This window comes from Paraglaciecola mesophila KMM 241 (assembly GCF_000315015.1).
GTDB lineage: Bacteria > Pseudomonadota > Gammaproteobacteria > Enterobacterales > Alteromonadaceae > Paraglaciecola > Paraglaciecola mesophila.
Genome location: NZ_BAEP01000064.1, coordinates 49,399 through 75,976 on the forward strand (window position 1 = coordinate 49,399; position 26,578 = coordinate 75,976).

Genomic DNA, 26,578 nt, shown 5'->3' on the forward strand with positions numbered 1-26,578 from the left:
AGCTTAACTACATGTGGTGCTGCTGTTCGGCTTGAGCGTGCTGCTTTATGGATTATTTTTATCAGTACGGTAGAGCGGGGTACTGCAAATACATATTTTTAATTCAAGTGTTTTATGCCGCCAACAACAAAGAAATTTTTAGTGTGTAAATAAAAAAGGTTAGGGCGCTTTAAGCGACCTAACCTCATCGTGTTTCTACTCTTGTGACTGAGCAGCGTTTGCTTGCGTTGTTAAATCAGCGGCAAAGTCCATGATGTGATACAGCACGCTTTGCTCATTGGTACCATTGACCAACAAGGCAGCTGGGCCGCTTGCGTATACGCCTACGTCTTCGCCAGAGTGGGTTTCAGACGAAAGCGGTACTAGTGCTTCTTGGTGGTAACCAGTACTCGTGGTATCAACATCCGTTAAGTCTTGACGACCCGCTGCAATTTCAAGAGAGTAGGTTGCGTCGGCATCCGTTTCGTCACCTAAATTGCGAAAGCCCAGACCGTTTGTGTAGCCCAATGTTGTATACGGCATATCATCTGCTGCCATTGCAGGCTCATCAGCACCAACGTTCACAACTTTACCTAAAATAGGGTTACCACGTTTAGGGTAGCCAGCAATAGTAAAGACATGCCCGTGGTCCGCCGTGACGATAATCAAGGTTTCTTCTGGGTCGGTATTATCAATGGCGCTTTGCACGGCTTGTGCAAACTCAATGGTGTCGGTCAATGCGTTGTAAGCACTTCCAGCATGATGACCATGGTCAATACGACCAGATTCAACCATTAAGAAGAAGCCTTCGTCATTGTTGTCCAATATTTTTATTGCTTTTTCTGTCATCTCACTGACGGAAGGCTCGCCTGCTACATCATTTTCACGGTCCGCTTCATACTGCATATGAGACTCGTTGAATAAGCCAAACACACGTTCAGTGGTTTCGGTGTTTAGGCCATCAAAGCCTGATTGGTCAGTAATATAAACGCCGTTGCTGTAGTTTGTCTGCCATTCTGCCGTGAGGTCGCGTCCATCTGTACGGTCACCCTCTACTGCGCTTACTGCATCGGTGCTATTAAAGCTGGCATCTTTTGGCAAGAAGTGACGACGTCCACCACCAAAGGCGACTTCGATTCCATCTACGTCCACTCCGCTAATACGTGCTTCAAGCATGCTTTCAAAATTAACCAGTTGGTCTGCAATATCAACGCAGCCCGCCGTTACCGCAGCTTCTGGCATATCTGAAACGTCTTCCCAGTTACGATCCGCTGATTTAGCGTAGGTTGCAGCTGGTGTAGCATGGGTGATTCTGGCCGTTGAAATAATACCTGTAGATTTACCGGCAATTTCTGCAAGCTCTAACGCGGTCACAAGCTCGTTGCCAGCTACAGTTGAGCACTCACCACGTTCGATGTCTTCATCAACACCAATAACACCCACATCGGTTTTAACACCACTCATCATGGCGGTCATGGTGCCAGCTGAATCAGGGGTTTGTGCATCCACGTTATAGGTTTTTGCCAAACCAGAAAAATCCATTTTATCAAAGCTAAGTTGGTTTTCTTCCCCTAGCTCACCTTTCATTTGACCTTCTAAAATACGTGCTGCAGTCACAGTAGAGATGCCCATGCCATCGCCAACAAATAAAATGACGTTTTTGGCGCTGCCACGTAAACTAGCGATACTTTTCGCCGCTACCGAGGGCGCGGTATCCGCAGTGATTTTTGCAGAGGTGGTGTTTGTTGCTTCTAACCATGTTTGGCGAGCGGCGGCGACTTCTTCTTGCCCTTCCACAAACCATTCATTATTGACGTTAGTAAGTAACTCGCTGCTGTCTACCGTTGTGACGCCAGGAGAACAAACATACTCAGTTGAATCAATTTCGCTAGACTCCAATGTGCCGCTGCTGTCTGCATCGATACCAGAATCAATTTGTACACCGCTGTTCGGGCAATTTGCATCGCCTGCGGCTAACGCTGTTTGCACAATTAAGCTATTTACGCCGTTGCTGCCATCGGTGCCGTTAGTACCGTCGTCTCCGTCACATGCTGACAGACCCATTACCGCAAGCGCTATTAGGGATAATTTTAAATTTTTCATGTTTTTCTACCTATTCCTGAATTAAGTCAAGCGCTTGCTCAATGATGTGAAAGACCACGCTTTGCTCTACCACGCCTTGCACCAACTGAGAACCCGGGCCGCTTGCATGCAGCGCCACGTCTTCGCCTGAATGGGTTTCTGAGCTAAGGGGGACAAGCGCTTCTTGGTGATAACCGGAGGTGGTGGTGTCGACGTCAGTGATGTTCATGCGCCCAGCAGCAAGTTCTTCGCTATAACTGGCATCAGCGTCGGTTTCATCGCCTAAATCATGAAAGCCATTACCATTGGTGTAACCCAAAGTGGTATAAGGCATTTCGTCTGCCGCTAAGGCAGGTTCCGTAGCACCAACAGAAACTACTTTACCAAGGATGGGATTACCGCGTTTCGGGTAGCCCGCGATAGTAAATACGTGACCGTGATCCGCTGTGACTAAAATTAAGGTATCTTCAGAACTTGTGCTATTAACTGCCGCCTGAATGGCGTTGGATAATTCAATGGCATCGGTTAATGCATTGTATGCGCTACCGGCATGGTGACCGTGGTCAATACGACCTGACTCCACCATTAGAAAATAACCGTTATCGTTATTGTCTAGTACATCGATGGCCTTGCTGGTCATGTCAGTTAATGAAGGCTCGCCCGCTACGTCATTAGCGCGATCTGCTTCGTACTGCATGTGTGATTCATTAAATAAACCGAATAGGCGTGTGGTAGTGGCTGCGTCTACTGCATCAAAACCAGCTTGGTCCATGACATAGGTACCGTTTGTGTACATGTCTTGCCATTCTGTGACTAAATTGCGCTCGTCGGTGCGATCGCCTTCTACTTCGCTGACGGCATCTGCACTGTTAGATGCGGCATCTTTAGGTAAAAAGTGACGACGTCCGCCGCCCATGACCACCTCTAAACCGTCTACATCAACACCTGTAAAACGGGCTTCAAGGTTAGACTCAAAGTTAACAAGTTGGTCAGCAATATCGGTACATCCGGCGGTAACGGCTTCCTCTGGCATATCTGAAATATCTTCCCAGTTACGGTCGGCCGATTTAGCGTAGGTCGCAGCGGGGGTTGCATGAGTAATACGCGCCGTGGAGATAATACCCGTCGCCATGCCTTTTATTTCAGCGAGTTCTAATGCGGTAGATACTTCATTACCGGCAACCGTAGAACAATCGCCACGTTCAATATTCTCGTTGACACCAATAACGCCTACGTCCGTTTTAAGGCCTGACATCATCGCTGTCATGGTGCCTGCTGAATCTGGGGTTTGTGCATCTACATTATAGGTTTTAACATGAGCTGTATGGGGGAATGTCTCGAAGCTTAGGTAGCCTTCTTCACCAGGGTTACCGGCTAGTTGACCTTGTAAAATACGCGCAGCAGTAAGTGTTGAAATACCCATACCATCGCCTACAAACAAAATGACATTCTTGGCTTTGAATTGATTATTAGTGTTTAATTTTGCGGCCAATTTAGCTTGCGCATCAGCATACCAAGTATTGTCCGTTTGGTAGCTAGGCAAAACATCAGCGTGAAGCGCTGTTGATACAGCTAGTGCAAGGGCACTGGCCGTTGATATCCAGTTCATTTTCATGTTTTTATTCCCGAATGTGGTGTGCTTTTAAGATTTATTTACTAGCGGCTTTAGTAACAGCGGGAATAGGTTAGGGGACTTGTATGAAGGTTAGCTGACACTTTATTGACGAAACCGTGACGTTACGGTTGCATAAAAATGGCAGAAATTTTAAAGATTTATGACGCACTTGCGGTGGTTAGACAACCTTTCTGACCTGAACGCGTTATTTTGTTGCTTGAAAAAATGGGTGTTCAGTGAGTGATAAGCTGTCTTTGGTCACTGTGAGAATACTCCCCTGGTCGTACCAATCACCTAGCACGATGCGCTGGGCAGGTTGGCCGTTTACGGTTAAAGCGTGAATAGCGGGGCGATGTGTATGGCCATGTATTAGCCGCGTTACATTAAAACGAGACATGGTGTCTATGACTTCTTGAGGGGTGACATCCATTATGTCTGTCGTAAGTTGTTTCTGATTTTCTTTACTGGTTGCACGGCCGTTTTCGGCAATTTTTTGTCGCGTTTTCAAGGGCAAGCACAAGACTAACCTAGGCCACCACCAACCACGGGCTTTTTTACGGAATTTTTGATAAGCCACATCTTTAGTGCACAGTTCATCTCCATGGGTGATCAAGGTCGGTGTGCCGTATAAATCAATGACCACTTGCTCTGGCAATAAGGTAAAGCCAGCCTGTTTCGCGAAGCGTTCGCGGATAAGGAAATCGCGATTACCATGAATAAAAAAAACATCGACTCCAGAATCTGCAACCTGCTTAAATGCGCTGGCGACCTGTTGATTGAATGGGGTTTGATTGTCATCGCCAATCCAGGCTTCGAATAAATCGCCTAATACATAAAGTGCATCTGCTTGGCGTGCATCATGCTCAAGAAACTGAAATAGACAGTGACTGATATCTTCGCGCTCAGCAGATAGATGTAAATCGGCAATAAAGTAGGTAAAAGACATGAGGAGACTCAATAAAAGGCCTATTCAGAATGAACAGGCCTCGAAAACTAGATTATTCGCTTACTTCAACTTTCTGTATAACCACATCTTCTACAGGCACATCTTGGTGATATCCAGAGTTGCCAGTTTTAACGTCTTTGATCTTGTTGACTACGTCCATGCCGTCAGTCACTTTAGCAAATACACAGTAACCCCAGCCATCGCCAGACTCGCTGCGGAAGTTCAAGAAGCTGTTGTTAGCCACGTTGATGAAAAACTGTGAGCTAGCAGAGTGCGGCTCATTCGTACGTGCCATGGCCAATGTGCCTACTTCGTTGGCAAGGCCGTTGTTCGCTTCATTTTTAATGGTCGCTTTTGTTGCTTTTTGCTCCATGCCAGGCTCGAAACCACCGCCTTGAACCATGAAACCATCGATAACACGGTGAAAAATCGTGTTGTCGTAAAACCCTTCTTTGGCATAACTTAAAAAGTTAGCAACTGTCTCAGGCGCTTTGTCTGCGAAAAGCTCTACGTTAATGACGCCGTAGTTAGTATGAATTGTGACCATTTTAATGCCCTCAGGTGAATCATAAAAAATAAAAGTTCGCCATTCTAACGTAAAGCGACGCGCTTTTTAAGCAGTTGATTCATATTGATTAATGCGAGTGGAGTGACACAGTGATAGAATCGGCGTTCTGGGCAGTTGTGCCCACCTTTTTTTAGGTCATTTTAAACGTCATTGAATTTACAAATAGGAAAACGGTTAATGCTACACATATACAATACCCTGACTCGACAAAAAGAGCTCTTTACACCTTTACATGAATCAAAGGTGGGGTTGTACGTGTGCGGTATCACAGTATATGACCTGTCGCACATGGGGCACGCTCGCACGTACTTAAGTTTCGATTTAATGGTGCGCTATTTACGCCACAAAGGCTATGACGTGAATTATGTGCGAAACATCACCGACATTGATGACAAGATCATTCAACGTGCGAATGAAAATGGTGAAACGACCAGTGCACTAACTGAGCGCACAATTGCCATGATGCATGAAGATTTCGCGGCGATAGGGTTGCTTGAGCCGGATATTGAGCCCCGCGTGACTACCCACATGCCCGAAATCGTAGCGATTATCGAGCGCCTCATTCAGCGCGGTCATGCTTATCAGGCTAAATCAGGCGATGTGTTGTTTGATGTGAGCAGCTATGCGGATTACGGCAAACTAAGTAAACAAGACCTGGACCAACTGAACATGGGCTCGCGCGTCGATGTAGACAGCGATAAAGATGATCCCATGGATTTCGTATTGTGGAAAACAGTTAAGCCAGGTGAACCAAGCTGGTCATCACCTTGGGGGGAAGGGCGCCCAGGTTGGCATATTGAATGTTCAGCCATGAATCAAAAACACTTGGGTGAGCACTTTGATATTCACGGTGGTGGATCAGATTTGATTTTCCCTCATCATGAGAATGAAGTAGCACAATCGTGCTGCGCCTACGACACCCCTTATGTAAATTATTGGGTGCACGCGGGCATGGTACAAGTCGACAGCGAGAAAATGTCTAAATCATTAGGCAACTTCTTCACCTTAAGGGATGTGTTGCAACAACACGATGCTGAAACCCTGCGTTATTTCTTGATGTCAGCTCACTATCGAAGCCAGTTGAGTTATTCCGAAAATAACATTACTCAAGCACGCAGTGCACTTGAGCGCTTGTATACGTCTCTTCGAGACGTAAAGGCAAATACCCGGGTCGATATGCAAAGTACTGATTATCTTACTCGCTTTGATAAAGCCATGGATGATGATTTCAACACGCCAGAGGCCATGGCCGTGCTCTTCGACGTCGCCAAAGAGCTCAACAGAGCCAAAGCTGAAGGGGAAGCAGGTCATGAACGAGCCAGTGATTTAGCCGGCGTGCTGATTAATTTAGGTAAGGTACTAGGCATTTTACAACGCAGCCCAAGCGAATATTTGCAAGGCGAGCAGCAAGATGATGATGAAGTGGCAGAAATTGAAGGCTTAATTAAAGCGCGTAACGATGCCCGCGCTGCTAAAGACTGGGCAGCAGCAGATGCCGCAAGAGATGCACTAAATGCCCTTAATATTATTCTTGAAGATGGCCCCAGTGGCACCACTTGGCGTAAGGGATAGTATTTTTTCGTTACATAGATGACACATTCAAGGCCAGCTGATTAGCTGGCCTTTTTTGTTCCGACGGCTTTAGTCAGCCTCTTCTTTGGCGGGTGGCTGCGCGAGAATGTAAAACAAGAATGCAAAACAAGAATGCAAAACAAGAATGTGCAAACGAGCCATCATAAAGCTCAGGCTAAAATCTCTTGCTAAGCGCTGCACTTTGGACAACGCGCGAACTCGCAACGCCTCATGTTAATTTTAGAGTAAAAAGACCAAAGCACGCATTTCTCGCATTCATAAAAAACGCCATTTTGTACTTTTGAGCTGGCTGGTGTAATGGGCCGTTCTAGGGAGCGTTAGGCGTAAAATGAAAGGCTTAACTAAGTTAGGGAAGATCATAAATCGATGAAAGATAGTATTGAGCATCCCGTTCTGTTCATTTGAATATTAACTATCCGTAGAGAAAAGCATCAATGAAGCGATTTTTATTATCGGTTGGGCTGGGCCTAATGTTTTCAGCAAGCACGCTACTGCATGCACAGGAACCGGGGCAGATACTAGCGAAAGAACAAAGCGTTCAAGGCGTTGACCACGTCGGGCTAACGGTGAGTGACTTACAGGCTTCAGAGCGATTTTTCACCCAGTATGCAGGGTTTCATGTACTGAGCCGTGATGAAAAGTACCCATCTGTATTTCTATCAAACTACAGTGTTGTCATTACGTTGTGGCGCGTGACTGACCCCAGTACGGCTGTGGCATTTGATCGCAAGCACAATGTTGGGTTACATCACTTGGCACTTAGAGTCAGCAGTGAGGCGACCTTGAATGCGATGCATGACACCTTCTTGCAGGACAAGCAGGTCAAGATAGAGTTTGCACCTGAATTGGCGGGTAATGGGCCGAACAAGCATATGGTGGTGTATGAGCCTAGTGGTAATCGGATTGAATTTATCTATCGCGCAGCAGCGCGCTAGTACGCAGGGCGCTTTTTTGCCTGAGCACTTTCTTTGCCTAGCCCTATATTAGTCGAGCACTTTCTTGGGCATACACTTTTTCATCCGGGCACTTCTTTAGCCGGGCACTTTCTTAGCTGGGCATCCGGTAACGGTCGTTTAGGGCTGCAGGGCTTGGCGAGAGAGGTGATTTAGCAAAAGGAAAGATTGGATGACCAAAAAGCTTGGTGAAAAAGGAAGCTCGGATAAAAAGACAAAGGAGAACTCAGGTCGAGAGAGAAACCAAAATAGTTAGCTTCTCTCGGTAAAGTAAACCACTCGCACTTAGGTGCGAGTGACATCTACTTTGATTTTAAGCTTCTGGCCCGGTTGTAGGTATTTTTGAGTGCTTATTTGATTCCATGCGACCAAGTCTGACACATTGACTTTAAATTTTTGCGCAATTCTGGCCAATGAATCGCCGCCGCGTACGGTATAGGTGAGAGTGCGTATTACTGCATCGCTGTGCTTTTTGCCGTCCTTGCCTTTTAGCCATACCACTAGCTCTTTACCCGGGCGCAACGTGTCTGTGGGGGCCATACCATTCCACTTGGCTAAGCTGCGCATGTTCACTTTGTATTTGCGGCTAATGTCCCACATGGTGTCGCCACTTTTCACTTGGTGCTTGACCTGATAAGTGCCGCTTTTGTGCTTAGATTGTGTATCCGCTAAGCGTTGATCTTGTGACAAAGAATAAAAATCCATCGATTTTAGCGCCACTGGGATGACTAGATATTCGCCTGCACGAATAACGTTACCTTTAAGCTCATTTACTTGGCTAATTATGTCTGTGGTGGTGTGATACTTGTGCGCTAGTTTCAACAGACTGTCGCCGCTTTTAATTTTGTGGCGAACCCAATTTAGGCGCTCTTTCGTTTCAGTGGCAGCGATGGCTTCACTGAATTTTTCCACTTTGTCTACCGGTACCAATAAATTAAACGGGCCGTCAGGGTCGGTAGCCCAGCGGTTATATCCGGGATTAAGTGCATGCAATGCTTCTACTGATAAACCTGCCATATCAGCGGCCAGTGCTAAATCAATTTGCGAGCCCACATCAACCATCTCAGTTACTTTGATGTTTTCGATAATTGGCCAGCTGAAACTGTATTTTTCTGCGTCACGTAATATATCGGCTAAGGCCAATAATTTAGGTACATAAGCTCTGGTTTCTTTAGGCAAATCTAACGCCCAATATTCTGTGCTTTTACCTAACTTTTTGTTTTTCTTGATAGCGCGCGCAACTCGGCCTTCACCACTATTGTATGCAGCAAGGGCGTGTAGCCAGTTACCGTCAAACATTTCATTTAAGTATCTTAAGTAGGCAATTGCACCGTCGGTGGATGCCATAACGTCTCTGCGGCCGTCATACCACCATGTTTGTTTCATGCCGAAGCGTTTACCGGTTGCGGGTACGAATTGCCACATACCAGCAGCACGGCCATGAGAATATGCAAAAGGGTCAAACGCACTTTCTACAATTGGCAGCAGGGCCAATTCTAACGGCATGTTTTCTTCTTCTAAACGCTCAACAATAAGGTATAAAAACGGCTTGGCGCGTTTGGCCACACGCTGCATGTATGCGGGGTGCTTTAAATACCAATTACGTTGACTGGCAATGCGGGCGTTGTCTTCAAATTCGAATGCAAGGTTTTGACTAACGCGTTGCCATACATCAGCCGCAGCAACGTCCATAGGGATTGGTTCGGGTGCAATTTCAACCTCAACTTCTTCCTTTGGATGGGTGACAGGTATAATACCTTCATCCGCCGCTTCACAGTCGAATGCCTTGTCAGCTAACTCGCCCGATTGTTCACACGTGGTGGCAATTTCTTGTGCAATTTCGTGCTCTTGGTCTATCTGTTCAGCTGTTTCTGAATGAGGCTCCATCATCTGACAGGCCGGTAAAATTGAAACTAGCGATAGGCATAGTAAGGTATGTAAGCGCACTAGGCGTTCCTTTTATGTTTATTCTATTTTAAAAATTGTCTTTCCATGCTCGAAGCGCAGTAAACACTGATTCTGGTGTTGCTAATGCTCTACCTGCGTATTGCTCAGCATGTTGTATGACTTCCTTGCTACTCGCACGCAAAAACGGATTAATCGCTTTTTGCTGGCCTATTGTTGAGGGCAAGGTAGGTTTTAAATCAACCCTTTGAGATTCTGCCCAACCTTTATAGTTCAATAGTTCTTCATTATTCGGCTCAGCAGCCTGAGCAAATTTTATATTGGCTAAGGTGTACTCGTGGGTGCAGTACACTTTTGTGTCGTCGGCCAAAGCCGTTAGTTGCCCTAACGATTGATACATTTGCTCAGGTGTTCCTTCAAACAGTCTGCCACAACCAGCAGAAAAGAGCGTATCACCACAGAATAATCCGCATGAACCTACATACGCAATATGATCAAGCGTGTGCCCAGGTACCTCTAGCACTTTAAATTCAACGTCTAGTGACGGTAGTTGAACATTGTCGCCAGCCTGTAAGCGCTGAGTAATAGATTGAATTTGTGGGTTTTGCGGGCCATAAACAGTGACGTTTTCGAAGGCTTGTAGCAAGTCATTCACGCCACCTGTGTGGTCGCTATGATGATGGGTGATCAAGATATCTGTTAAGGTTAAATTGTTGCGAGTGCAGAATTTAATGACGGGTTTTGCGTCACCTGGATCAACCACTGTGCAGGTTTCACCGTTGGTTAGGCACCAAATATAATTATCCTCGAATGCTTTAATTGGTCTTATTTTCAGGGATGGCATAATAATCTCCAGTGACAACAATAATGAAACAGGTGTAAAGTAATCCGACATTATACATATTCAGAATCCATGTGCATGCACTAGTCTCCAATATGTTGACTACTAAATGTGTAATATGTTGCTACATTTTCGCTAAAAATAGGTTTGTATTGTATTGATGAAGCCAGCGTTACTTGACAAAAAACCACGTTACCCTCGCTCATGGTCGATGCTACCCAGTGGTGCTGAGCGCAAAGCCATTGTAGAGAGCGAACTAGACATCATCACTCAACAGTTTTTTGGCTATCACTTGGTTAAAGTGGGTAATTTAAGCAGTGAGCTAACCCTAAGTAAGTGCTCAATTAAACACTGTGTCAACATGGTTGCAAAAGAGCATGAATCGGCTGGTATGCGGTCGCTTTCTCGAGACATGGCGTTAAAAGAGAGCAGTGTAGATGGGTTTGTATTAGCTCATGAATTAGACTTTGCCCAAGACCCCCATCAAATTTTACGTGAAGTAGACAGAGCCATAATGCCTGATGGTGATTTGGTGATCGTTGGCTTTAACCCGCTCAGCTTAACTGGCTTGCGAAAGCTAGTGTGGTTTAACCGCCAAAGTATCTTGCAAGAAGCGCGTTTTTTTAGCGTACCGCGTATTAAAGACTGGTTGCACTTGTTGGGCTTTGAGGTCACTAACGTAAAATATCTCCCTTATTCCACATTTTTTACTAATAGGCCTAATCATTTTTTGACCCGCTGGTGCCGTCGCTTTTTACCGCAACTGGCTAGTGTGTACGTGATTGTGGCTAAAAAACGCACTGTACCTTTGTCGCCCATTAAGCCTAAATGGCAGCTCAAACCGAAATTCAGTGCGGTTGGTGCGAGTATTCGTGCGGGCAGTGTTAACACTGAAAAGCCGCAAAGCTGACATTAGGCACAAGCGTAGCAGACATGAAAAAGCCCGTTTAGGTGTTGGTCTAAACGGGCTTGTTTAATCGTTAGTTGATTGGCTGAAGAAGTGAGTTATTTTACTTTCATGCCGGGTTGTGCGCCCTCATGTGGCTCCATGATCCACAAGTCTTTACCACCAGGTCCTGCAGCTAGTACCATGCCTTCAGACATGCCAAAACGCATTTTACGCGGCGCTAGGTTTGCCACCATAACAGTTAACTTACCGACTAAATCTTCTGGCTGATACGCAGATTTAATGCCTGCAAATACTTGGCGTGTTTCGCCGCCTAAATCTAGCTCGAGGCGCAGTAACTTGTCTGCTTTTTCGACGTGTTCAGCGACCACTATTTTAGCAATACGCAAGTCTATTTTTGCGAAGTCATCAAATTCGATGGTGTCACTGATAGGATCTTTTACCAGTGGGCTGTTTGGGTCTAGGGTCACGGTAGGTGCTAGGTTTTCTTTAGAGTCATCTACCATCGCATTCACTTTGTCCATATCGACGCGCTGCATCAAGGCTTTGAATTTATTAATTTCATGCCCAGTCAATACGGTTTGTGCACTGCTCCAGCTCAAATTATCGTTCAAAAACGCTTCTGCTTGCTCTGCTAATTTAGGCACCACTGGCTTTAAGTACACCATTAATAAGCGGAACAAGTTGATACCCAATGAACACACATCATGAGTAAACGCTTGTTTGCTTTCGTCTTTAATCGTGACCCAAGGCGCGTTGGCATCAATGAACTGGTTCGCCTTGTCCGCTAGTGCCATAATCTCACGAATGGCTTTGTGGTATTGGCGCTCTTCAAATGCTTGGGCGATGCTTGCTTGGGCGTTTTGAAATTCAGCTACTAGCTCTGGCTCAAGCACGTTGTCGGACAACTTGCCGTCGAAGCGTTTTGTGATAAAGCTAGCACAGCGACTGGCGATGTTAACGACTTTGCCCACTAAGTCTGAATTTACTTTTTGCGCAAAATCTTCGAAATTAAGGTCGATATCTGTCACGTTCGCGCCCAGTTTAGAGGCGAAGTAATACCGTAGATACTCAGGATTCAAATGCTCTAAATAAGTACGACCCTTAATAAAGGTACCTTTTGATTTAGACATTTTCGCACCGTTAACGGTGACAAAACCGTGTACGTTGACGCCAGTCGGCTTTCTGAAGCCGGCGCCTTCAAGCATGGCGGGCCAAAATAGGCAGTGGAAATAGGTGATGTCTTTGCCTATGAAGTGGTATAGCTCCGCGTCTGAGTCAGCGCCCCAGTATTCATCAAAGTTAATACCGCTGCGGTCACACAAGTTTTTAAAGCTCGCCATATAACCCACTGGTGCATCAACCCATACATAAAAGAATTTATTGGGTGCACCAGGAATTTCAAAACCGAAGTAAGGTGCGTCACGACTGATATCCCACTGCTGTAGGCCTTTTTCAAACCATTCTTCAAGCTTGTTGCTAATTTCGCTTTGCAGTGCATCACTTTTTAGCCATGTTTGTAGCATGTCTGAAAATTGCGGTAAGTCGAAGAAGAAGTGCTCTGAGTCTTTTAAAATCGGCGTCGCGCCTGAAACCACTGAGCGTGGGTTCTTCATTTCTGTTGGGTCGTAAGTCGCCCCGCAGTTATCACAGCTATCACCGTTTTGATCTTCAGCACCACAGCTAGGGCAAGTGCCTTTTACGAAACGGTCTGGTAAAAACATTTTCTTTTCAGGGTCAAACAACTGGCTGATAGTGCGCTTTGAAATATATCCAGCATCATTTAAGCGGTTGTAAATCAGTTCTGAAAGCTCTTTGTTTTCATCACTGTGGGTAACGTGGTAGTTGTCATACTCTACGAAGAAGTCGAGCAAATCTTGGTGATGCTCAGCACGAGTACGGGCTACCATTTCTTCTGGTGTGATACCTAGCTCTTGGGCTTTGAGCATAACGGGCGTACCATGTGCATCGTCGGCACATACACTGTATATTTCGTGGCCACACATTCGTTGAAAACGCGTCCAAATATCCGTTTGGATATGCTCTAAAAGGTGACCCAAGTGAATGGAGCCATTTGCATAGGGAAGGGCGCTGGTAACAAGAATTTTACGTGGTTGTGACGACATGTTTATTTCGGTTTCTTCGTTTAATTAAAAAGGCCGCAAATGGTATCGAAAATAAGCCGCCATTGCATTAGCTAATAGCTACCTAGCGCCAAAATCATCGTTATTAAGTAGGAGTGTCATGTTATTTAGCCGTTCAACACCAGAGCAAAAACGCCAGTCATTGGTCTCAAAGCAACTCGCGGCACAATTCGAACTCACTGATAAACATGTCGGTACTTGGGTGACGGTCTCAGGTGATGATGTTCTTATCACCTTACCCTTTGCTGCCGCAACGGTTCATGATGCGCTAACAGCGCATATTAAAAAGGCGGCACACGAGGAAAATCTGCCTATACAAAACATAGTCATCGAAACCGACATTCAAGCATCGCCGACCAAAGTCGCTAAAGTCACTAACATTAAAAACATCATTGCCGTTGCTTCAGGTAAAGGCGGGGTAGGTAAGTCAACCACCAGTGTGAACATTGCTTATGCATTAATGGCGCAAGGGGCAAAAGTGGGGCTGCTAGATGCCGATATTTACGGCCCTTCCATTCCGATTATGTTAGGCAATACCGACTCAACGCCAGCTTCTCGAGATGATAAAACCATAATACCTTTTGCAGCCCACGGCTTGGTTGCAAGCTCTATTGGTTATTTTGTGCCAGCTGAAAACGCGACAGTGTGGCGCGGGCCAATGGCCAGTAAAGCCCTTGAACAATTATTGCGTGAAACAGGCTGGCCAGAGTTAGATTACTTGATTGTTGATATGCCGCCGGGCACAGGGGACATACAATTAACGCTCGCCCAGCAAATGCCGGTAAGCGCGGCCGTGATCGTGACTACCCCACAAGATTTAGCAGTAGCAGATGCCAGTAAAGGCATTGCCATGTTTAATAAGGTCGATGTGCCTGTGCTGGGCCTAATTGAGAATATGAGCCTATACATTTGCCCGAAGTGCGGACACCAAGACCATATATTCGATAAAGATGGGGGCGTTGAACTTGCCAAGCGAAATAAGGTGCCGCTGTTAGGGCAATTACCCTTGAATGTTAAAATTCGACAGCACACAGATGAGGGCACACCCCTATTGGTGGCTGAACCTCATGATCCTCTAAGCCAAACTTATATGACATGCGCAGCCGCCATTTCAAAACAGCTTTATATGGATGGTTTGATGGACTTGCGCATACAAAATATTTAAAAACGTTGAACATAGCCGCTTAGCTACGCATAATTGCGCGGCTAAGTGGCTGCAAGCTCGACGTTAAGCCGCTTAGCTGAATTCAAAACCGACACTTTAAACCCAAAATTCAATTACCGAGTTAAACATTATGCGTTTGTGCGACAAAGACATTCTAGCCCACCTTCAAGACGGTAAAATCACCATCACTCCAGAGCCTGATTATGCTGAAATAAGTGGCGTAACCGTCGACATTCGATTAGGTAACAAATTTCGTGTTTTTACTGAGCACCAAGCGCCTTTTATTGACTTAAGCGGCCCTAAGGCTCAGGTACAAGAAGCATTGAATACGGTGATGAGTGACGAAATCAGCGTCGGTCCCGACAAATCATTTTATTTACACCCAGGTGAGCTTGCTTTGGCGGTAACGCTTGAATCGGTGACTTTGCCTGGCAATATTGTTGGTTGGTTAGATGGTCGTTCGTCACTGGCGCGGTTGGGGCTGATGGTACACGTAACGGCACATCGTATTGATCCCGGCTGGTCAGGTAACATCGTGCTAGAGTTTTTCAACAGCGGTAAATTGCCACTTGCGTTAAAGCCTGGCATGAAAATAGGTGCACTGAGCTTTGAAGTCATGTCTGACTTTGCAGAAAAACCGTATAACGCACGTGTTGATGCCAAATATAAAAATCAAGAAGGCGCCATTGCCAGCCGGATTAGCGGCGATGACAAAACAAGCAGTCAGTAAAGGTTTTTGTTGTTTAACATTGCATACGCCTATTAAATTGTATGCTTTTATCAAAACGGTTGGCGAATGACGCGCCAACCATTTTGCTTTCATTTCATTCTACTGCTGTTCACCTAACGCTCGCACCGCACCAGGGCTAACGCCAAGTACCCGCTTGAACGCTTTTGAAAATGACGACTCATTTTCGTAGCCACAGGCAAGCGCCGCATGCAAGGTAGTCACGTTTTCATCCGCTAACATTCTGTAGGCCAGACCTAATCGCCATTGCGTAACGTACTCCATCGGGGCTTGTTGCAGCACAGATTTGAATAATTCGTTAAAACCCGCACGAGACATAAAGCACTGCTGGGCGAGCATTTCCACCGTCCATTTTTTGTCAGGCTCGCTATGTATAGCAGCCATCGCGGCCCCCAGTTTTGGGTGGGCCGTGGCGGCAAGCACGCCATTGTCCGCTGGTAAATGTTCACGGAAAATTATGGCTAGGATCGCCTCGGCGATACGGCCCATAATAAGCGCAGAGCCTTTATTAGGCAGCTTTGATTCATCCAATAAGGCTGCGAGTAAGTAGTTTAACCCTGATGCACTGTTGGCGACTGTTTGGTGTTTTATGATAATGACGCTGGGTAGATGTGCTGTCACACTAGCAACGAGCGGGTGGTGATGACTGAAATAGCCACAGACTAATCCGGTAGCGCTAGGTTGAATACCGCTAGCGTAGTTCTGTGAAGCAGCGGCATTGACCACGACCGAGGGCACCACGTCGTCACTTATGACGTGTTCGCTATCGCGGGGGAACAACACAATATCGCCCTGTACTAATTGGATAATCCTGTTCTGCTTTTGATCGCATTCGCCGTGTTTATCGTGTTGATATTTACTTTCACGTTCAGCACTAGGCAAGGTCAAATAACACCTGCCGTGGCTAACAACATGAAAGTTCATGTAGTGTGTACCCGAGGTGTTTATGGCCCAACTGCCACAGTACTGCCCGTTGTGGAAGACGTTTGCAGACACTTTAAAGGCCGTGAATAACTGATTTAATACATCCATAGACGTTGTGACATAACCTTTGGTTTTACGGACATAGTGGCAAGAAGCCTGCGCACTTAAACTTTTCCTCGTTGATTACTTCAATCTCTGAATAACCAAACTGAGGACACGAAAATGAAAAAACTATTTACCCTTAAATCACTGTTTACTGCTGTTGCCATTACGGTATCAAGCTTAAGTTTCGCCGGCGTTGATACCCAAACCGATAGCAACGACGTTATTTTAGCGGGCCATGACGCTGTCGCTTACTTTACGCAAAACAAACCTGTGGTAGGTAAAGCACAATATACCGCAGTGCATAATGACGCTATCTATCGTTTCAGTAGTGAAGCCAATCGCGATGCATTTAACAGCAATCCGGAAAAATACGCCCCTGCATACGGTGGCTTCTGTGCGTTTGGCGCTACCTTTGGTAAAAAATTCGATATCGACGGTAAAGCATTCGAAATCGTTGACGGAAAGCTGTACGTCAACAAAAACCCCGAGGTATACAAAGCTTGGAAAAAAGACATTCCTAAGCATTTGATTGAAGCCAACGAACAATGGCCAAGCATTGAGTTCACGCCAGGTAACGAGCTTTAATCTTATTGGCTAGTATGGGTTTTCGCTTCTAATGCCGCCACTAGCGGCGCACTTATTCGCTATGCCGTGATTAGCAAAGCATGGCTAGTGCGTCTTTGCTGTCAAAGAACTAAAAAGCGCATTACTAAAACATAACCCCACTCGTTGGGGTTTGTTCGTTACTTTGCCGGGTATCGTCACATCAGACCGGAGCGACATTAGTATTCATTCACTTTGATTTGCTATAAAACTACAAAGAGTTGAGTGAAATAAAGAGTCATTGGAAGTCAGTATGAAGGTGAGCGCAGCAGGGGCGAGTAGAGAATCTTCGTGCGGGGCAAGTCTTTGGTCGAGTTAAACAACGCACAAAGTCAGGCGCCAGAGATTGCCGAGCGGGTAGATCGTCAGAACACGCAGAATGGCAGATGAAAGTGACGGACAAAAAGAGTGAATAACGTGATAAAAAACACTCAAACCAATCGAATAAGCTGCAGTTTGAACAACAAATAAGCGAACGAACAAGGTAAAGCATATTTCTCATTGCAAAAACGCCAGATTTCCGTATTATGCGCGTCTTCGGTCGGTGTGTAGCGCAGCTTGGTAGCGCACTGTCATGGGGTGTCAGGGGTCGTAGGTTCAAATCCTATCACACCGACCAATTCAACTGCCCTCAAATTTCTGTACCAAGAATTCCTACTCTATCAAATATCTCTGAACCTACGACATGAGCGCGAAGCGATCACAGTCGTGTTCACAAAGTTGTCGGGAACAATTTTGAACGTGCGCAGGAACTAACAAAGACAGCCATCTTTAGAATCGTATGAAAAACTATCCTGCATAGGGGAAAATACCCCTCAATGGGCGTTAAAGTTCTTTTGATCTGAGTGATTGGGGATTTTTACTGGAAAAATGAGCGTACCTACTAACAAAGACAGCCATCTTTAGAATCGTATAAAAAACTATTCTGCTTAGGGGAAAATACCCGCTCAATAAGCGTCAAAGTACTTTTGATCTGAGTGATTGAGAATTATTACTGGAATATTGAGCATTGATGGAGAAAACGCAGCGAAAGGTCAATTTTCAGGCAGGGAAGTAGGCTACAATATATGAATGATATGCAATGTTCGAAATTGTTTCAGGCGCGCTTTAACAGAACTTTCGCTTTGGTCATTCCTCGCAGACGTTGATGATGGGTGTGGCGCTTGAACGCATTCATCATTTGCTCAGCACCTGCTGCATAGCAAAAGTGTTTCTCAAACTCAGTGGTCAAGGTTAGCCATTGAGCAGAGTCTAAGCCGAGTCGTTCTAAAATTGGGCTTTGAGTATTGTCGATATGACCTGCCTTATCATCACGAATAGAGCGACCAGTGGTATCGACAAGCTCAATATAGTCTTTTAGTGAATACGCGATACCTTTGGGCATATTTTCACGAGGGTTTCCCACAAAGGGTGTTAAAACGCTCGGTTGAGGTTGTTTGTTTTTAATGGCGTGAATTCGTTTTTTGATACTGGTGTGCTTGGATGTTTCTGGTGTTTTTTCCATTTTTGCACGAATGGGATTCAAGTCCACATAGGCCATACACGCTAAGACCGCACTTTCATCCAACAAAGCTTGAGATTTAAACCTTCCTTCCCAGAAACGACCAGTGCAGCCGTCTTCTTTATTGGCTTCGCGAGCAATATGCTCATTTAAGTCACGCATAAACCAGCTTATGTCATACAAACGTTGCCGATAGGTTTCAACGGTCTCATCGAAGGTGATTAGCTCTCCTTGGCTCAGCGTATCGCCATTCATGAATTTCTGAGTCAGCAATGTGCCTCTGTGCAGCTTGTGATAGCGCCTCAACACTTCATCGTTATCCCAATTATCAGCCAAGGCTTTATCCACACAAAGCACCACATGCGTGTGATTATTCATGACCGCATAAGCACAAATGTCTATCGCAAATACTGTCGATAGAAACAATAAACGCTCTTCTACCCAGCCTCGGCGATGCTCGTAGCTCTGGCCAGAATGTTTATCTACTCCGCATAAGAAAGACTGACGCACGCAGCGGGACACACAATGGTAATAGGGCGTATCGATTAAACTAATTTGGCTTTTTCGAGGTTGAGGCATAATCCATCTACCTGGCAGAATGAAAAACAAACTAAGTGTAGTTCAGCCCTGAAAATTGACCATTTTTAACATGGGTGTCTTTCTTTTTCTTTTTCTTTTTCTTTTCTTTTTTTTTTCGTATTAATAATTTAGGGTTTACAGAAACACCAAATGTTTGTCCTAAGTGCAACAAGAAAACATCATGGTGGGGATTTTACTGGCTGGCCTTCGGCCAAAAACACTCGTAAAATCCCCATATGTTAAGCGTTATATTTCGAGTGAGGTTAAGTGAGACGATCAATAAAACGGAAGTTATTGCTCAATACTGTATTTGTAATCGCTGCAATATTAGTAAGTATTTGGCCTCTCACTATGATATCCAATGGTGATATCTCATTCGATAGACATGGTGGCTCTGTAAGTTTTTTATTCGCATTAATATTTTTTGCACTCATTTGCTTTAAGAGTATTTTATTAATAGTAGTACGTCCTTTTGTTCGCCATAAACCTCGCCTTAAGGAGAGATTATATAGCGATTGTTGGACACTTTTTTTAGGGCCGGTGCGTAGATGAAATATAACAAACCAAGTCAGCGGGAATTTTACTCGCTGAAAAACGCTCATAAAATCCCCTGCTTGGGGCGTTAGCTGTCAGTAGGTAAACCATGACTCAAAAGTCTTTGCCAAGAAGAGCTCTAAAGTACGCCGTAATATCTTCTTCAATAATTATGCTTTTGGTTCTGTATGCATTGCTAACTCGGGATGTGACTGGCTCAGCCTTGGAAGTAACTCTCCGTATAGTAGTAACAACTTTTGGTGTGTTTGGTGCAATGTGGTTGGTTTTTATTTTTTATCTATTCACAAACCCAGATGCTGATAAACCCAGAGAATAGCAATTTTGATTAAAAGTGACTTTAAATGGCGATACTCTCTTCGATTAAGAATGTCAGCTAACAAGAGACTATGGCGTCAATAGCTAATTTGTAGCCTTTGGCGCTTCCCACATGACCCCATCTCTGAGCATTGAATTTAAGATGACAACCATCTTTCCAATGCACGCAATAATAGTCACTTTCTTAGGCTTACCCGCAGCGACTAATTACTAACATAGACAGCCATCTTTAGAATCGTATAAAAAACTCTTCTGCTTAGGGGAAAATACCCGCTCAATAAGCGTCAAAGCACTTTTGATCTGAGTGATTGAGAATTATTACTGGAATATTGAGCATTGACGGAGAAAACGCAGCGCAAGGTCAATTTTCAGGCAGGGGTGTAGGCTACAATATATGCATGATATGCAATATTCGAAATTGATTTAGGCGCGCTTTAGCAGCTCTTTCGCTTTCGTCATTCCTCACAGCCGTTGATGATGGGTGTGGCGCTTGAACGCATTCATCATTTGCTGTGTACCTAATTCGATTATTATGGCGCGTTTGTTGGCCACCCACATTTTAGTATCTCTACGTATAGGCTTTAGGCTAACCTGTCTCTTTATAACGTACGCATTAATGGCCGTTGTTTAATAAGCCATCGGCAGTGCTTCACTAAACGATTGATTAATTCACAGTAGGGCGTAAATGATATGAACGGTAACGTTATTAGATCTAATTCTGAATACGAAGAAGAGACATTCACCTTCGATGAATTACAGGCGTTGTCTGGTGATATATTACTTGATTTTGGCGCGCCTTGGTGCGGCCATTGTCAGGCAGCACGACCAGCCATAGAAGAAGTCGTGGCTGAACACGCTGGGCTAAGGCATATAAAAATTTATGATGGAAAGGGCAAACCTTTGGGCCGTAAATTTAAGGTGAAATTGTGGCCGACTTTAATACTGCTGCACGCAGGGAATGAAGTGGCTCGACTTGTTAGACCATTAACGCCTGATGAAGTACGCCAACTGGTATCGAAAATCGATTTAGGAGGGTAATCCCCCCCCTAATGACATTCGTTACGCACTCTAGAGGAAGGTATTGGATTGAAACACGCATTTTTTGCATTGGCTATTTTCACAGGTTTGAGAGCTCATGCTGCTGAGCACTATATAGCTCTGGAAAAGCCAGAATTCGAATTGATCACCGACCGCTTTTTTAGTCAGGCGCTGAACTTCAACTCGTTAGCTGAAACCAAAAACGTTAATTTGACCTATTGGGGCAGCATACCGCAAGCTGAAATTAGATATAACGCTAGTAGCTTACTTGTACGTGCTCAAGAAAATGAGTTGCAGCGAGTACATTTGCAGTTAGAGCAAAAAGTTAAAACCATTGTTTTCAACATGCAGACTCAGCCCGCCGATTACGATCAAGAATATATTCAAATGCATGAGGGTAAAGTTAGCATAGAGACACCAGAAGTGTATGAGCTTAATAATATCGTACTTGCTTTAGCTGATAAGTATCACCAAACACACTACAGAATGCATTCAAAAGGGCGGTATTACGCTGATGTATTAACATGGTTTTCGCCTTTTAAAAATCACCCAATTTTCCGTACGCTTAATGAGATCAATTATTACTCGTTAGTTGAAAATGGCCCAGCATATACCTTTGACGGGGATACAATAGCGCGTTCGGCTGTATACAAGGGTTTTAGGGCGGATGACGCTATCGAAGACAATAAGGCTTTGTTAGAGGATTTTGCGAGAAAGAGTGACTTTAGGAAGTTCTATCAACAACACCGTGGATATTATTCACAATTAAGTGAGGTATTCGAGCTAGGCGCTCAGCCAAAAACGATTTGGCAATGGCTAGAATCTCACTTTCCGGCGAGGTATCAAAGCTATCGAATCTTTTTTTCACCATTGGGGCCCGGCAATAATAGTTCTCGCATGTTTGATGACAATGATTTCAAAGAATCAATTATGTTCGTCAGTGCGCCTAATCGCTATGAGAGTGAGCACGAAGCATCTTCTACTCAGTGGATGAAGTTCACACGTTCATTCTTTACCGAAATAGATCATACCTATGTTAATCCAATCTCCGATCAGTATATTGATGATATTAACGCTGCTTTTATAGATTTAGCGCCATGGTACAAGGGCGGGGGGTACAATAAACCGTATTTAGTATTTAACGAGTACATGACATGGTCGATATTTTCTTTGTATGCGAGGGAACATTATTCGGCTGAGGATTACGCTTTTAGCAAAAGCTATATCGAACGCTTCATGGTCGAAAAAAGAGGGTTTTATAAGTTTAAAGGTTTCAACGAAGAACTTATTCGGCTGTATATCAACAGACCCAACGACGATAAAATCACCGATCTATACCCCAAGATGATAAGTTGGATAAGAAATAACGTTGATCATTAAGTCCCAAAAATTCATGTTCGCTTTTTATGCTTTTGGTTCAACACTGGGCGCCGAGGACTAATCGTTTTTACAAGATGAATAAAATGCTGGCGTTTGGCGAAATGTCTCATCTATTTAACATGACTACTCAACTCGCTGCTTCATATATCGCTTTGGCGATTCTCCAAGAATATTTTTGAACATAGTAATAAAGGCACTAACAGAACTGTAACCTAGGTATTCGGATACTCTTTGTACTGGCATGTTTGTCATCAGTTTTTGCACTGCAATGATCACGTGCAGTTGAGCTCGCCAGTGGCCAAACGTCATACCCGTTTCACGCTTGATTAAACGCGCTAATGTGCGCGGTGTCGTAGCAAAATAGCTCGCCCACTGGGGTAAGGTTTTTCTGTCATCAGGGCAAGACAAAAGCAGCTGGGCTAGCTTGGCGACAGTGGGGTGACTGGGCAAAGGTAAATCCATGGTTTGTTGGGGCGATTCACTAACGACGTCAATTAGAACCTGAGCTAATCTGTTTGTCGGGCTAAAGTGTGGGTAATGCTGATCTTGCTTGGCAAAATGACAAATCAGTTCTTTGCCGAATATACTCAATGCGAATGTGCAGGTTTGGTCAGGCATGCGCAGTTCGCCTGGTTGAATGAATACGTGACACAGTTCAGCATGATCAGAAGCGCGATTGCTGTGAATAATATGAGGGGGTATCCAAATTGCGCTTTGAGTTGGTACCATCCACATTTTTCCCTGTACTTCACAGGTGACATGTCCGTGCAGTGCGAGTATCAGCTGGCCCTTCGAATGAGTGTGTAGTGGTAGTTCATGGCTGTTATTGACCTTCTCAATACGCGCAACTACGGGCTGAGGCATCGCCTCAAACTGCTGCAAATCATCCCACTGTATAAAATTCAATAAACTCATTTGTCAGTATTTAGCTATATGTTGTCTTGATTTGTAAATTATAAGCGCTTGCGACCTTTTATAATACCCGCGGTTGTACATCACCATCCTAAATTTGAGGCTTGGCTAAATAGGCGCTTTAATTAGCGGCTATAAATCCTACGACTGCCTATTTTAGTTAGAGACGCGTTGGCATGAGGCGCGTGTCTTTTACTCACCGAACGCTTGGCAAGAGCGGGATAAACCAAAGAGAATAAAAGTGGGATTTATAAGCGGGCTAGGGCGGGTAATCCCCAACAAAATCGTGGCGTCTTCTTTTGTGTTGGTCGCAGGCATTCTGTTTGTTGCGGCGAATTTACGTGCACCCATCACGGGTATTGCACCCATTCTTGAGCACATTATTCACACTTTCACATTAAGCAACACTCAGGCAGGCATGTTAACAACGTTGCCCCTCATTGCGTTTGCCATTGCATCTCCTATGGCAGCCGCATTGGCTAGGAAGATTGGTATCGAAAGTGCGATATTCATAGCATTGCTGTGTATTGCAGCAGGTATAGGACTGAGGTTAATCGACTCAGTATGGATGCTCTACATTGCCACAGCCGTTATTGGCGTAGGGATCGCCATTGGCAATGTGCTGTTGCCTAGCTTAATTAAACGTGACTTTGCTGCGCGTGTGGCCATGATGACGTCGTGCTACGTGCTCGCTATGGGGATTTTCTCTGGTGGTTTTTCGGGTTTAGTCACTCCACTGGCAAATATCGAGGCCCTTCACTGGCAAGGTGCTTTAGGGGTATTTTCCATTGTGACTGTTTTTAGCATAGTGTTATGGCTACCGCGGTTAACCACGCGCACTATGCCTGATGCTGGCGTAGTAGAAACGAACGAAAGGGTAGCGCCTCATTCAGCCAAACCTAACAAGGTATGGCACTTTTCACTGGCTTGGCAGGTGACAATATTCCTAGGGCTGAATTCTTTTATGACTTATGTGCTGATTGGTTGGTTGCCCAATATTCTAGTTGATGCCGGTTATTCACAGGTGTATGCCGGGGTACTTCATGGCTGGTTGCAGTTTGCATCAGCTGTTCCTGGCTTCGTGCTAATACCGATTTTAGCAAGATTGAAAGACCAACGGATCCCCGCGGTGTTTATATCTATATTAGGCGCCGTAAGCATTCTTGGGTTGTTGTACGCACCAACGTTCGCCTTTTTATGGACTGTACTTGTTGGTTTTAGCTCAGGCGGCTGCTTTATCTTAGGTTTGTCGTTCATTAGCTTTAGAAGCCAAAACGCCTTACAGGCAGCATCTTTGTCAGGCATGGCTCAATCATTTGGTTATTCGCTAGCAGCCCTTGGGCCTATGCTAGCGGGCTATTTCTATTCCTCTATTGGCGATTGGTCAGGAAGTTTGTGGATGTGTGCCATTGCCAGCTTATGCTGTGCGTTAGTTGGCTTAGGGTGCGGACGAAACAAAGTACTGCCGCATTTTTAGCTTCCAGCTGCTAGTGTGATTCAACGTTATTTAGCCTAAAGACTTTACAGTGAAGCCTTGTAACATTTACTGCATTTACCCGTGTCAATCCGTTAGTGTTGAGCGCAGACTATTCATGTTTTCTCAATACACATTTTATTACGTTTGCTACAGCTCTTTAATGGCGTGCTCTGACCGCCTTTTCTTAGATTAGGCACTCACGCAAAATCTTTCTTGGCGTTTCATTTGCTCCCTCGAACCTCGACTCCACATTCAATTCATTTTAGGAGAGAGATTATGTCAAACACAGTTAAAACGATTAACCCGACTACCGAAGAGCAGCTAAAAGAATACACGCTGTTATCCACCGATGAAGCGGTTAAAGCTGTCGATAATGCGGATGAGGCATTCCAGCAGTGGAAGCTTACCAGCAGCGCAGAGCGTGCAAAACTGCTAAACAAGATGGCAGATGTGATAGATGCCAATAAAGAAGAGCTTGTTACCCTAATGATAGATGAAATGGGTAAAGTAAAAGAGCAAGGCTACCAAGAGGTCGAATTGTGTGCCTCAATTTGCCGTTACAGCGCAGAACAAGGGCCAGAAATACTTGCCGATGAAGAGCGTGAGTACGAGCAAGGAAAAGCGATTGTTAGTTATCGCCCCATTGGTGTGGTGCTAGGCATTCAGCCTTGGAACTTCCCTTTATATCAAGTGATCCGTTACAGCGCATCTAACTTGATGGCAGGTAATGCAACAGTCCTTAAACATGCGGCTAACGTATTCGGTATGGCAGTCAAAATTCAAGAAATGTACGAAGAAGCTGGTTTCCCCAAAAATGTTTATCAATCATTGTTAATTGATGGTGAGGCTGCAAGTGAACTGATTAAACACCCCAAAGTGCGTGGTGTATCGTTTACCGGTAGTGACGGTGTCGGTAAAAAAGTTGGTGCATCTGCTGCGGAAAACGTGAAAATCTCGGTACTTGAACTGGGCAGTAATGATGCCTATGTGGTGCTAGATGATGCAGACATCAAAGTGGCCGTTGAAGCTTGCGTACTGGGCCGTGTTATCAATAACGGTGAAACGTGTGTATCGGCTAAACGCTTTATTGTGACCGAAAAAAATTACGACGCATTTAAAGCGGCGTTCATCGATGCCATGAAAAATATCAAAATGGACGATCCAAATTTAGAAGGCACTGACATTGGTCCTATGGCGAGAGAAGACTTACGTGACAAACTTCATGATCAAGTGAGCGAATCAATCAAAGCGGGTGCGACCTGTTTAACAGGCGGTGAAGTACCAGACCGTAAAGGTTACTTTTATCCCGCTACCGTGCTTGAGAACGTTCAGCCTGGCTCACCAGCCTATGATGATGAACTGTTCGGCCCAGTAGCATCATTAATCAAAGCCAAAGATGATGAAGATGCGATGCGTATTGCTAATGACTCACGCTATGGCTTGGGTGGCGGTATTTTCAGCCAAGACGAGGATAAAGCCATTAAGCTGGCGCGTGATGTGTTCGATACCGGTATGATCAATATTAATGGTTATGGCTTAGCGCACCCAAATCTGCCATTTGGCGGGGTGAAAGACAGTGGTTACGGTCGTGAACATGGCGGCTTTGGTATCAAAGAATTTGTTAATGTTAAAGCCATTATGGTGACACAATAAATCCGCTCTTCTTGATAGGAGGATAGTTTTGCAAGTTAAAGCTTAGCTGTACTTACCCCTTACTAAGGGATTTTAAAGGGGTGATAGAAG

Annotated in this window: 21 protein-coding genes, 1 tRNA gene and 1 pseudogene; 12 read left to right on the plus strand and 11 right to left on the minus strand. The window is 44.9% G+C overall.

Annotation, left to right across the window (positions count from 1 at the left end; all coding sequences use genetic code 11):
- Nucleotides 1–195 precede the first annotated feature (195 nt).
- The 4 genes from GMES_RS15930 to GMES_RS15945 all read right to left on the minus strand — a co-directional run bounded on the left by GMES_RS15930 (nt 196) and on the right by GMES_RS15945 (nt 5,169).
- Nucleotides 196–2,082, minus strand: coding sequence for an alkaline phosphatase (locus GMES_RS15930; RefSeq protein ID WP_006993769.1), 1,887 nt, complete (start codon nt 2,080–2,082; stop codon nt 196–198).
- A gap of 10 nt (nt 2,083–2,092) precedes the next feature.
- Nucleotides 2,093–3,676: an alkaline phosphatase gene (locus GMES_RS15935; RefSeq protein WP_006993770.1), complete on the minus strand. Its 1,584-nt coding sequence runs from the start codon at nt 3,674–3,676 to the stop codon at nt 2,093–2,095.
- A gap of 205 nt (nt 3,677–3,881) precedes the next feature.
- Complete coding sequence (gene lpxH / locus GMES_RS15940) at nt 3,882–4,622, minus strand: UDP-2,3-diacylglucosamine diphosphatase (protein WP_006993771.1); 741 nt, start codon at nt 4,620–4,622, stop codon at nt 3,882–3,884.
- 52 nt (nt 4,623–4,674) lie between these two features.
- Nucleotides 4,675–5,169 (minus strand): peptidylprolyl isomerase, encoded by a 495-nt coding sequence (locus GMES_RS15945; protein WP_006993772.1) that lies wholly within the window; start codon nt 5,167–5,169, stop codon nt 4,675–4,677.
- A 198-nt stretch (nt 5,170–5,367) separates the two neighbouring features.
- Here GMES_RS15945 and cysS point away from each other — a divergent pair, with 198 nt between their 5' ends.
- From cysS to GMES_RS22495, 3 genes are all read left to right on the plus strand, one after another.
- Complete coding sequence (gene cysS / locus GMES_RS15950) at nt 5,368–6,762, plus strand: cysteine--tRNA ligase (RefSeq protein WP_006993773.1); 1,395 nt, start codon at nt 5,368–5,370, stop codon at nt 6,760–6,762.
- 455 nt (nt 6,763–7,217) lie between these two features.
- The gene (locus GMES_RS15955; protein WP_006993776.1) at nt 7,218–7,718 is read left to right on the plus strand and encodes a VOC family protein; all 501 of its coding nucleotides are present in this window, start codon (nt 7,218–7,220) and stop codon (nt 7,716–7,718) included.
- Between the two features lie 33 nt (nt 7,719–7,751).
- A complete protein-coding gene (locus GMES_RS22495) occupies nt 7,752–7,892 on the plus strand; it encodes a hypothetical protein (RefSeq protein WP_153811084.1) in 141 nt (46 codons plus the stop codon).
- Nucleotides 7,893–8,021: 129 nt separating this feature from the next.
- Here the strand turns inward: GMES_RS22495 and GMES_RS15960 are convergent, their stop codons facing one another.
- Entirely contained in the window at nt 8,022–9,683 is a 1,662-nt protein-coding gene (locus GMES_RS15960) for a LysM peptidoglycan-binding domain-containing protein (RefSeq protein WP_006993777.1), read from the minus strand.
- 28 nt (nt 9,684–9,711) lie between these two features.
- The gene (gene gloB, locus GMES_RS15965) at nt 9,712–10,485 is read right to left on the minus strand and encodes a hydroxyacylglutathione hydrolase (protein ID WP_006993778.1); all 774 of its coding nucleotides are present in this window, start codon (nt 10,483–10,485) and stop codon (nt 9,712–9,714) included.
- A gap of 157 nt (nt 10,486–10,642) precedes the next feature.
- Here gloB and GMES_RS15970 point away from each other — a divergent pair, with 157 nt between their 5' ends.
- Nucleotides 10,643–11,392, plus strand: a complete 750-nt coding sequence (locus tag GMES_RS15970; protein WP_006993779.1) for a methyltransferase domain-containing protein — start codon at nt 10,643–10,645, stop codon at nt 11,390–11,392.
- 95 nt (nt 11,393–11,487) lie between these two features.
- On the opposite strand, the gene metG is transcribed toward GMES_RS15970, so the two are convergent.
- Nucleotides 11,488–13,515 (minus strand): methionine--tRNA ligase, encoded by a 2,028-nt coding sequence (gene metG / locus GMES_RS15975; protein WP_039987607.1) that lies wholly within the window; start codon nt 13,513–13,515, stop codon nt 11,488–11,490.
- Between the two features lie 118 nt (nt 13,516–13,633).
- On the opposite strand from metG, the gene apbC reads away from it, so the two are divergent.
- Nucleotides 13,634–14,698: an iron-sulfur cluster carrier protein ApbC gene (gene apbC / locus GMES_RS15980; protein ID WP_006993781.1), complete on the plus strand. Its 1,065-nt coding sequence runs from the start codon at nt 13,634–13,636 to the stop codon at nt 14,696–14,698.
- Between the two features lie 130 nt (nt 14,699–14,828).
- On the plus strand, nt 14,829–15,428 hold the full coding sequence (gene dcd / locus GMES_RS15985; protein ID WP_006993782.1) for a dCTP deaminase: 600 nt from the start codon (nt 14,829–14,831) through the stop codon (nt 15,426–15,428).
- Between the two features lie 99 nt (nt 15,429–15,527).
- Here the strand turns inward: dcd and GMES_RS15990 are convergent, their stop codons facing one another.
- Nucleotides 15,528–16,478, minus strand: coding sequence for an AraC family transcriptional regulator (locus tag GMES_RS15990; RefSeq protein WP_039987610.1), 951 nt, complete (start codon nt 16,476–16,478; stop codon nt 15,528–15,530).
- 114 nt (nt 16,479–16,592) lie between these two features.
- Here GMES_RS15990 and GMES_RS15995 point away from each other — a divergent pair, with 114 nt between their 5' ends.
- Complete coding sequence (locus GMES_RS15995; RefSeq protein WP_006993786.1) at nt 16,593–17,060, plus strand: YHS domain-containing (seleno)protein; 468 nt, start codon at nt 16,593–16,595, stop codon at nt 17,058–17,060.
- A gap of 560 nt (nt 17,061–17,620) precedes the next feature.
- Nucleotides 17,621–17,697: transfer RNA gene (locus tag GMES_RS16000), tRNA-Pro, on the plus strand.
- Between the two features lie 477 nt (nt 17,698–18,174).
- Here the strand turns inward: GMES_RS16000 and GMES_RS16005 are convergent.
- Both GMES_RS16005 and GMES_RS22500 read right to left on the minus strand, forming a co-directional pair.
- Entirely contained in the window at nt 18,175–19,158 is a 984-nt protein-coding gene (locus GMES_RS16005) for a hypothetical protein (RefSeq protein WP_006993787.1), read from the minus strand.
- Nucleotides 19,159–20,112: 954 nt separating this feature from the next.
- Nucleotides 20,113–20,235: pseudogene (locus GMES_RS22500) on the minus strand (IS110 family transposase); the annotation flags it as partial.
- A 483-nt stretch (nt 20,236–20,718) separates the two neighbouring features.
- Between GMES_RS22500 and GMES_RS16020 the strand changes: the two are divergent.
- Complete coding sequence (locus GMES_RS16020; protein WP_006993789.1) at nt 20,719–21,066, plus strand: thioredoxin family protein; 348 nt, start codon at nt 20,719–20,721, stop codon at nt 21,064–21,066.
- A gap of 48 nt (nt 21,067–21,114) precedes the next feature.
- Entirely contained in the window at nt 21,115–22,446 is a 1,332-nt protein-coding gene (locus tag GMES_RS16025; RefSeq protein WP_006993790.1) for a DUF4932 domain-containing protein, read from the plus strand.
- Between the two features lie 123 nt (nt 22,447–22,569).
- Here GMES_RS16025 and GMES_RS16030 read toward each other — a convergent pair whose 3' ends face one another.
- Nucleotides 22,570–23,361 (minus strand): AraC family transcriptional regulator, encoded by a 792-nt coding sequence (locus tag GMES_RS16030; protein ID WP_039987619.1) that lies wholly within the window; start codon nt 23,359–23,361, stop codon nt 22,570–22,572.
- A 238-nt stretch (nt 23,362–23,599) separates the two neighbouring features.
- On the opposite strand from GMES_RS16030, the gene GMES_RS16035 reads away from it, so the two are divergent.
- Nucleotides 23,600–24,835 (plus strand): CynX/NimT family MFS transporter, encoded by a 1,236-nt coding sequence (locus GMES_RS16035; RefSeq protein ID WP_052013429.1) that lies wholly within the window; start codon nt 23,600–23,602, stop codon nt 24,833–24,835.
- 276 nt (nt 24,836–25,111) lie between these two features.
- Nucleotides 25,112–26,488 (plus strand): NAD-dependent succinate-semialdehyde dehydrogenase, encoded by a 1,377-nt coding sequence (locus GMES_RS16040; protein ID WP_006993794.1) that lies wholly within the window; start codon nt 25,112–25,114, stop codon nt 26,486–26,488.
- The last annotated feature ends 90 nt before the right edge of the window (nt 26,489–26,578 follow it).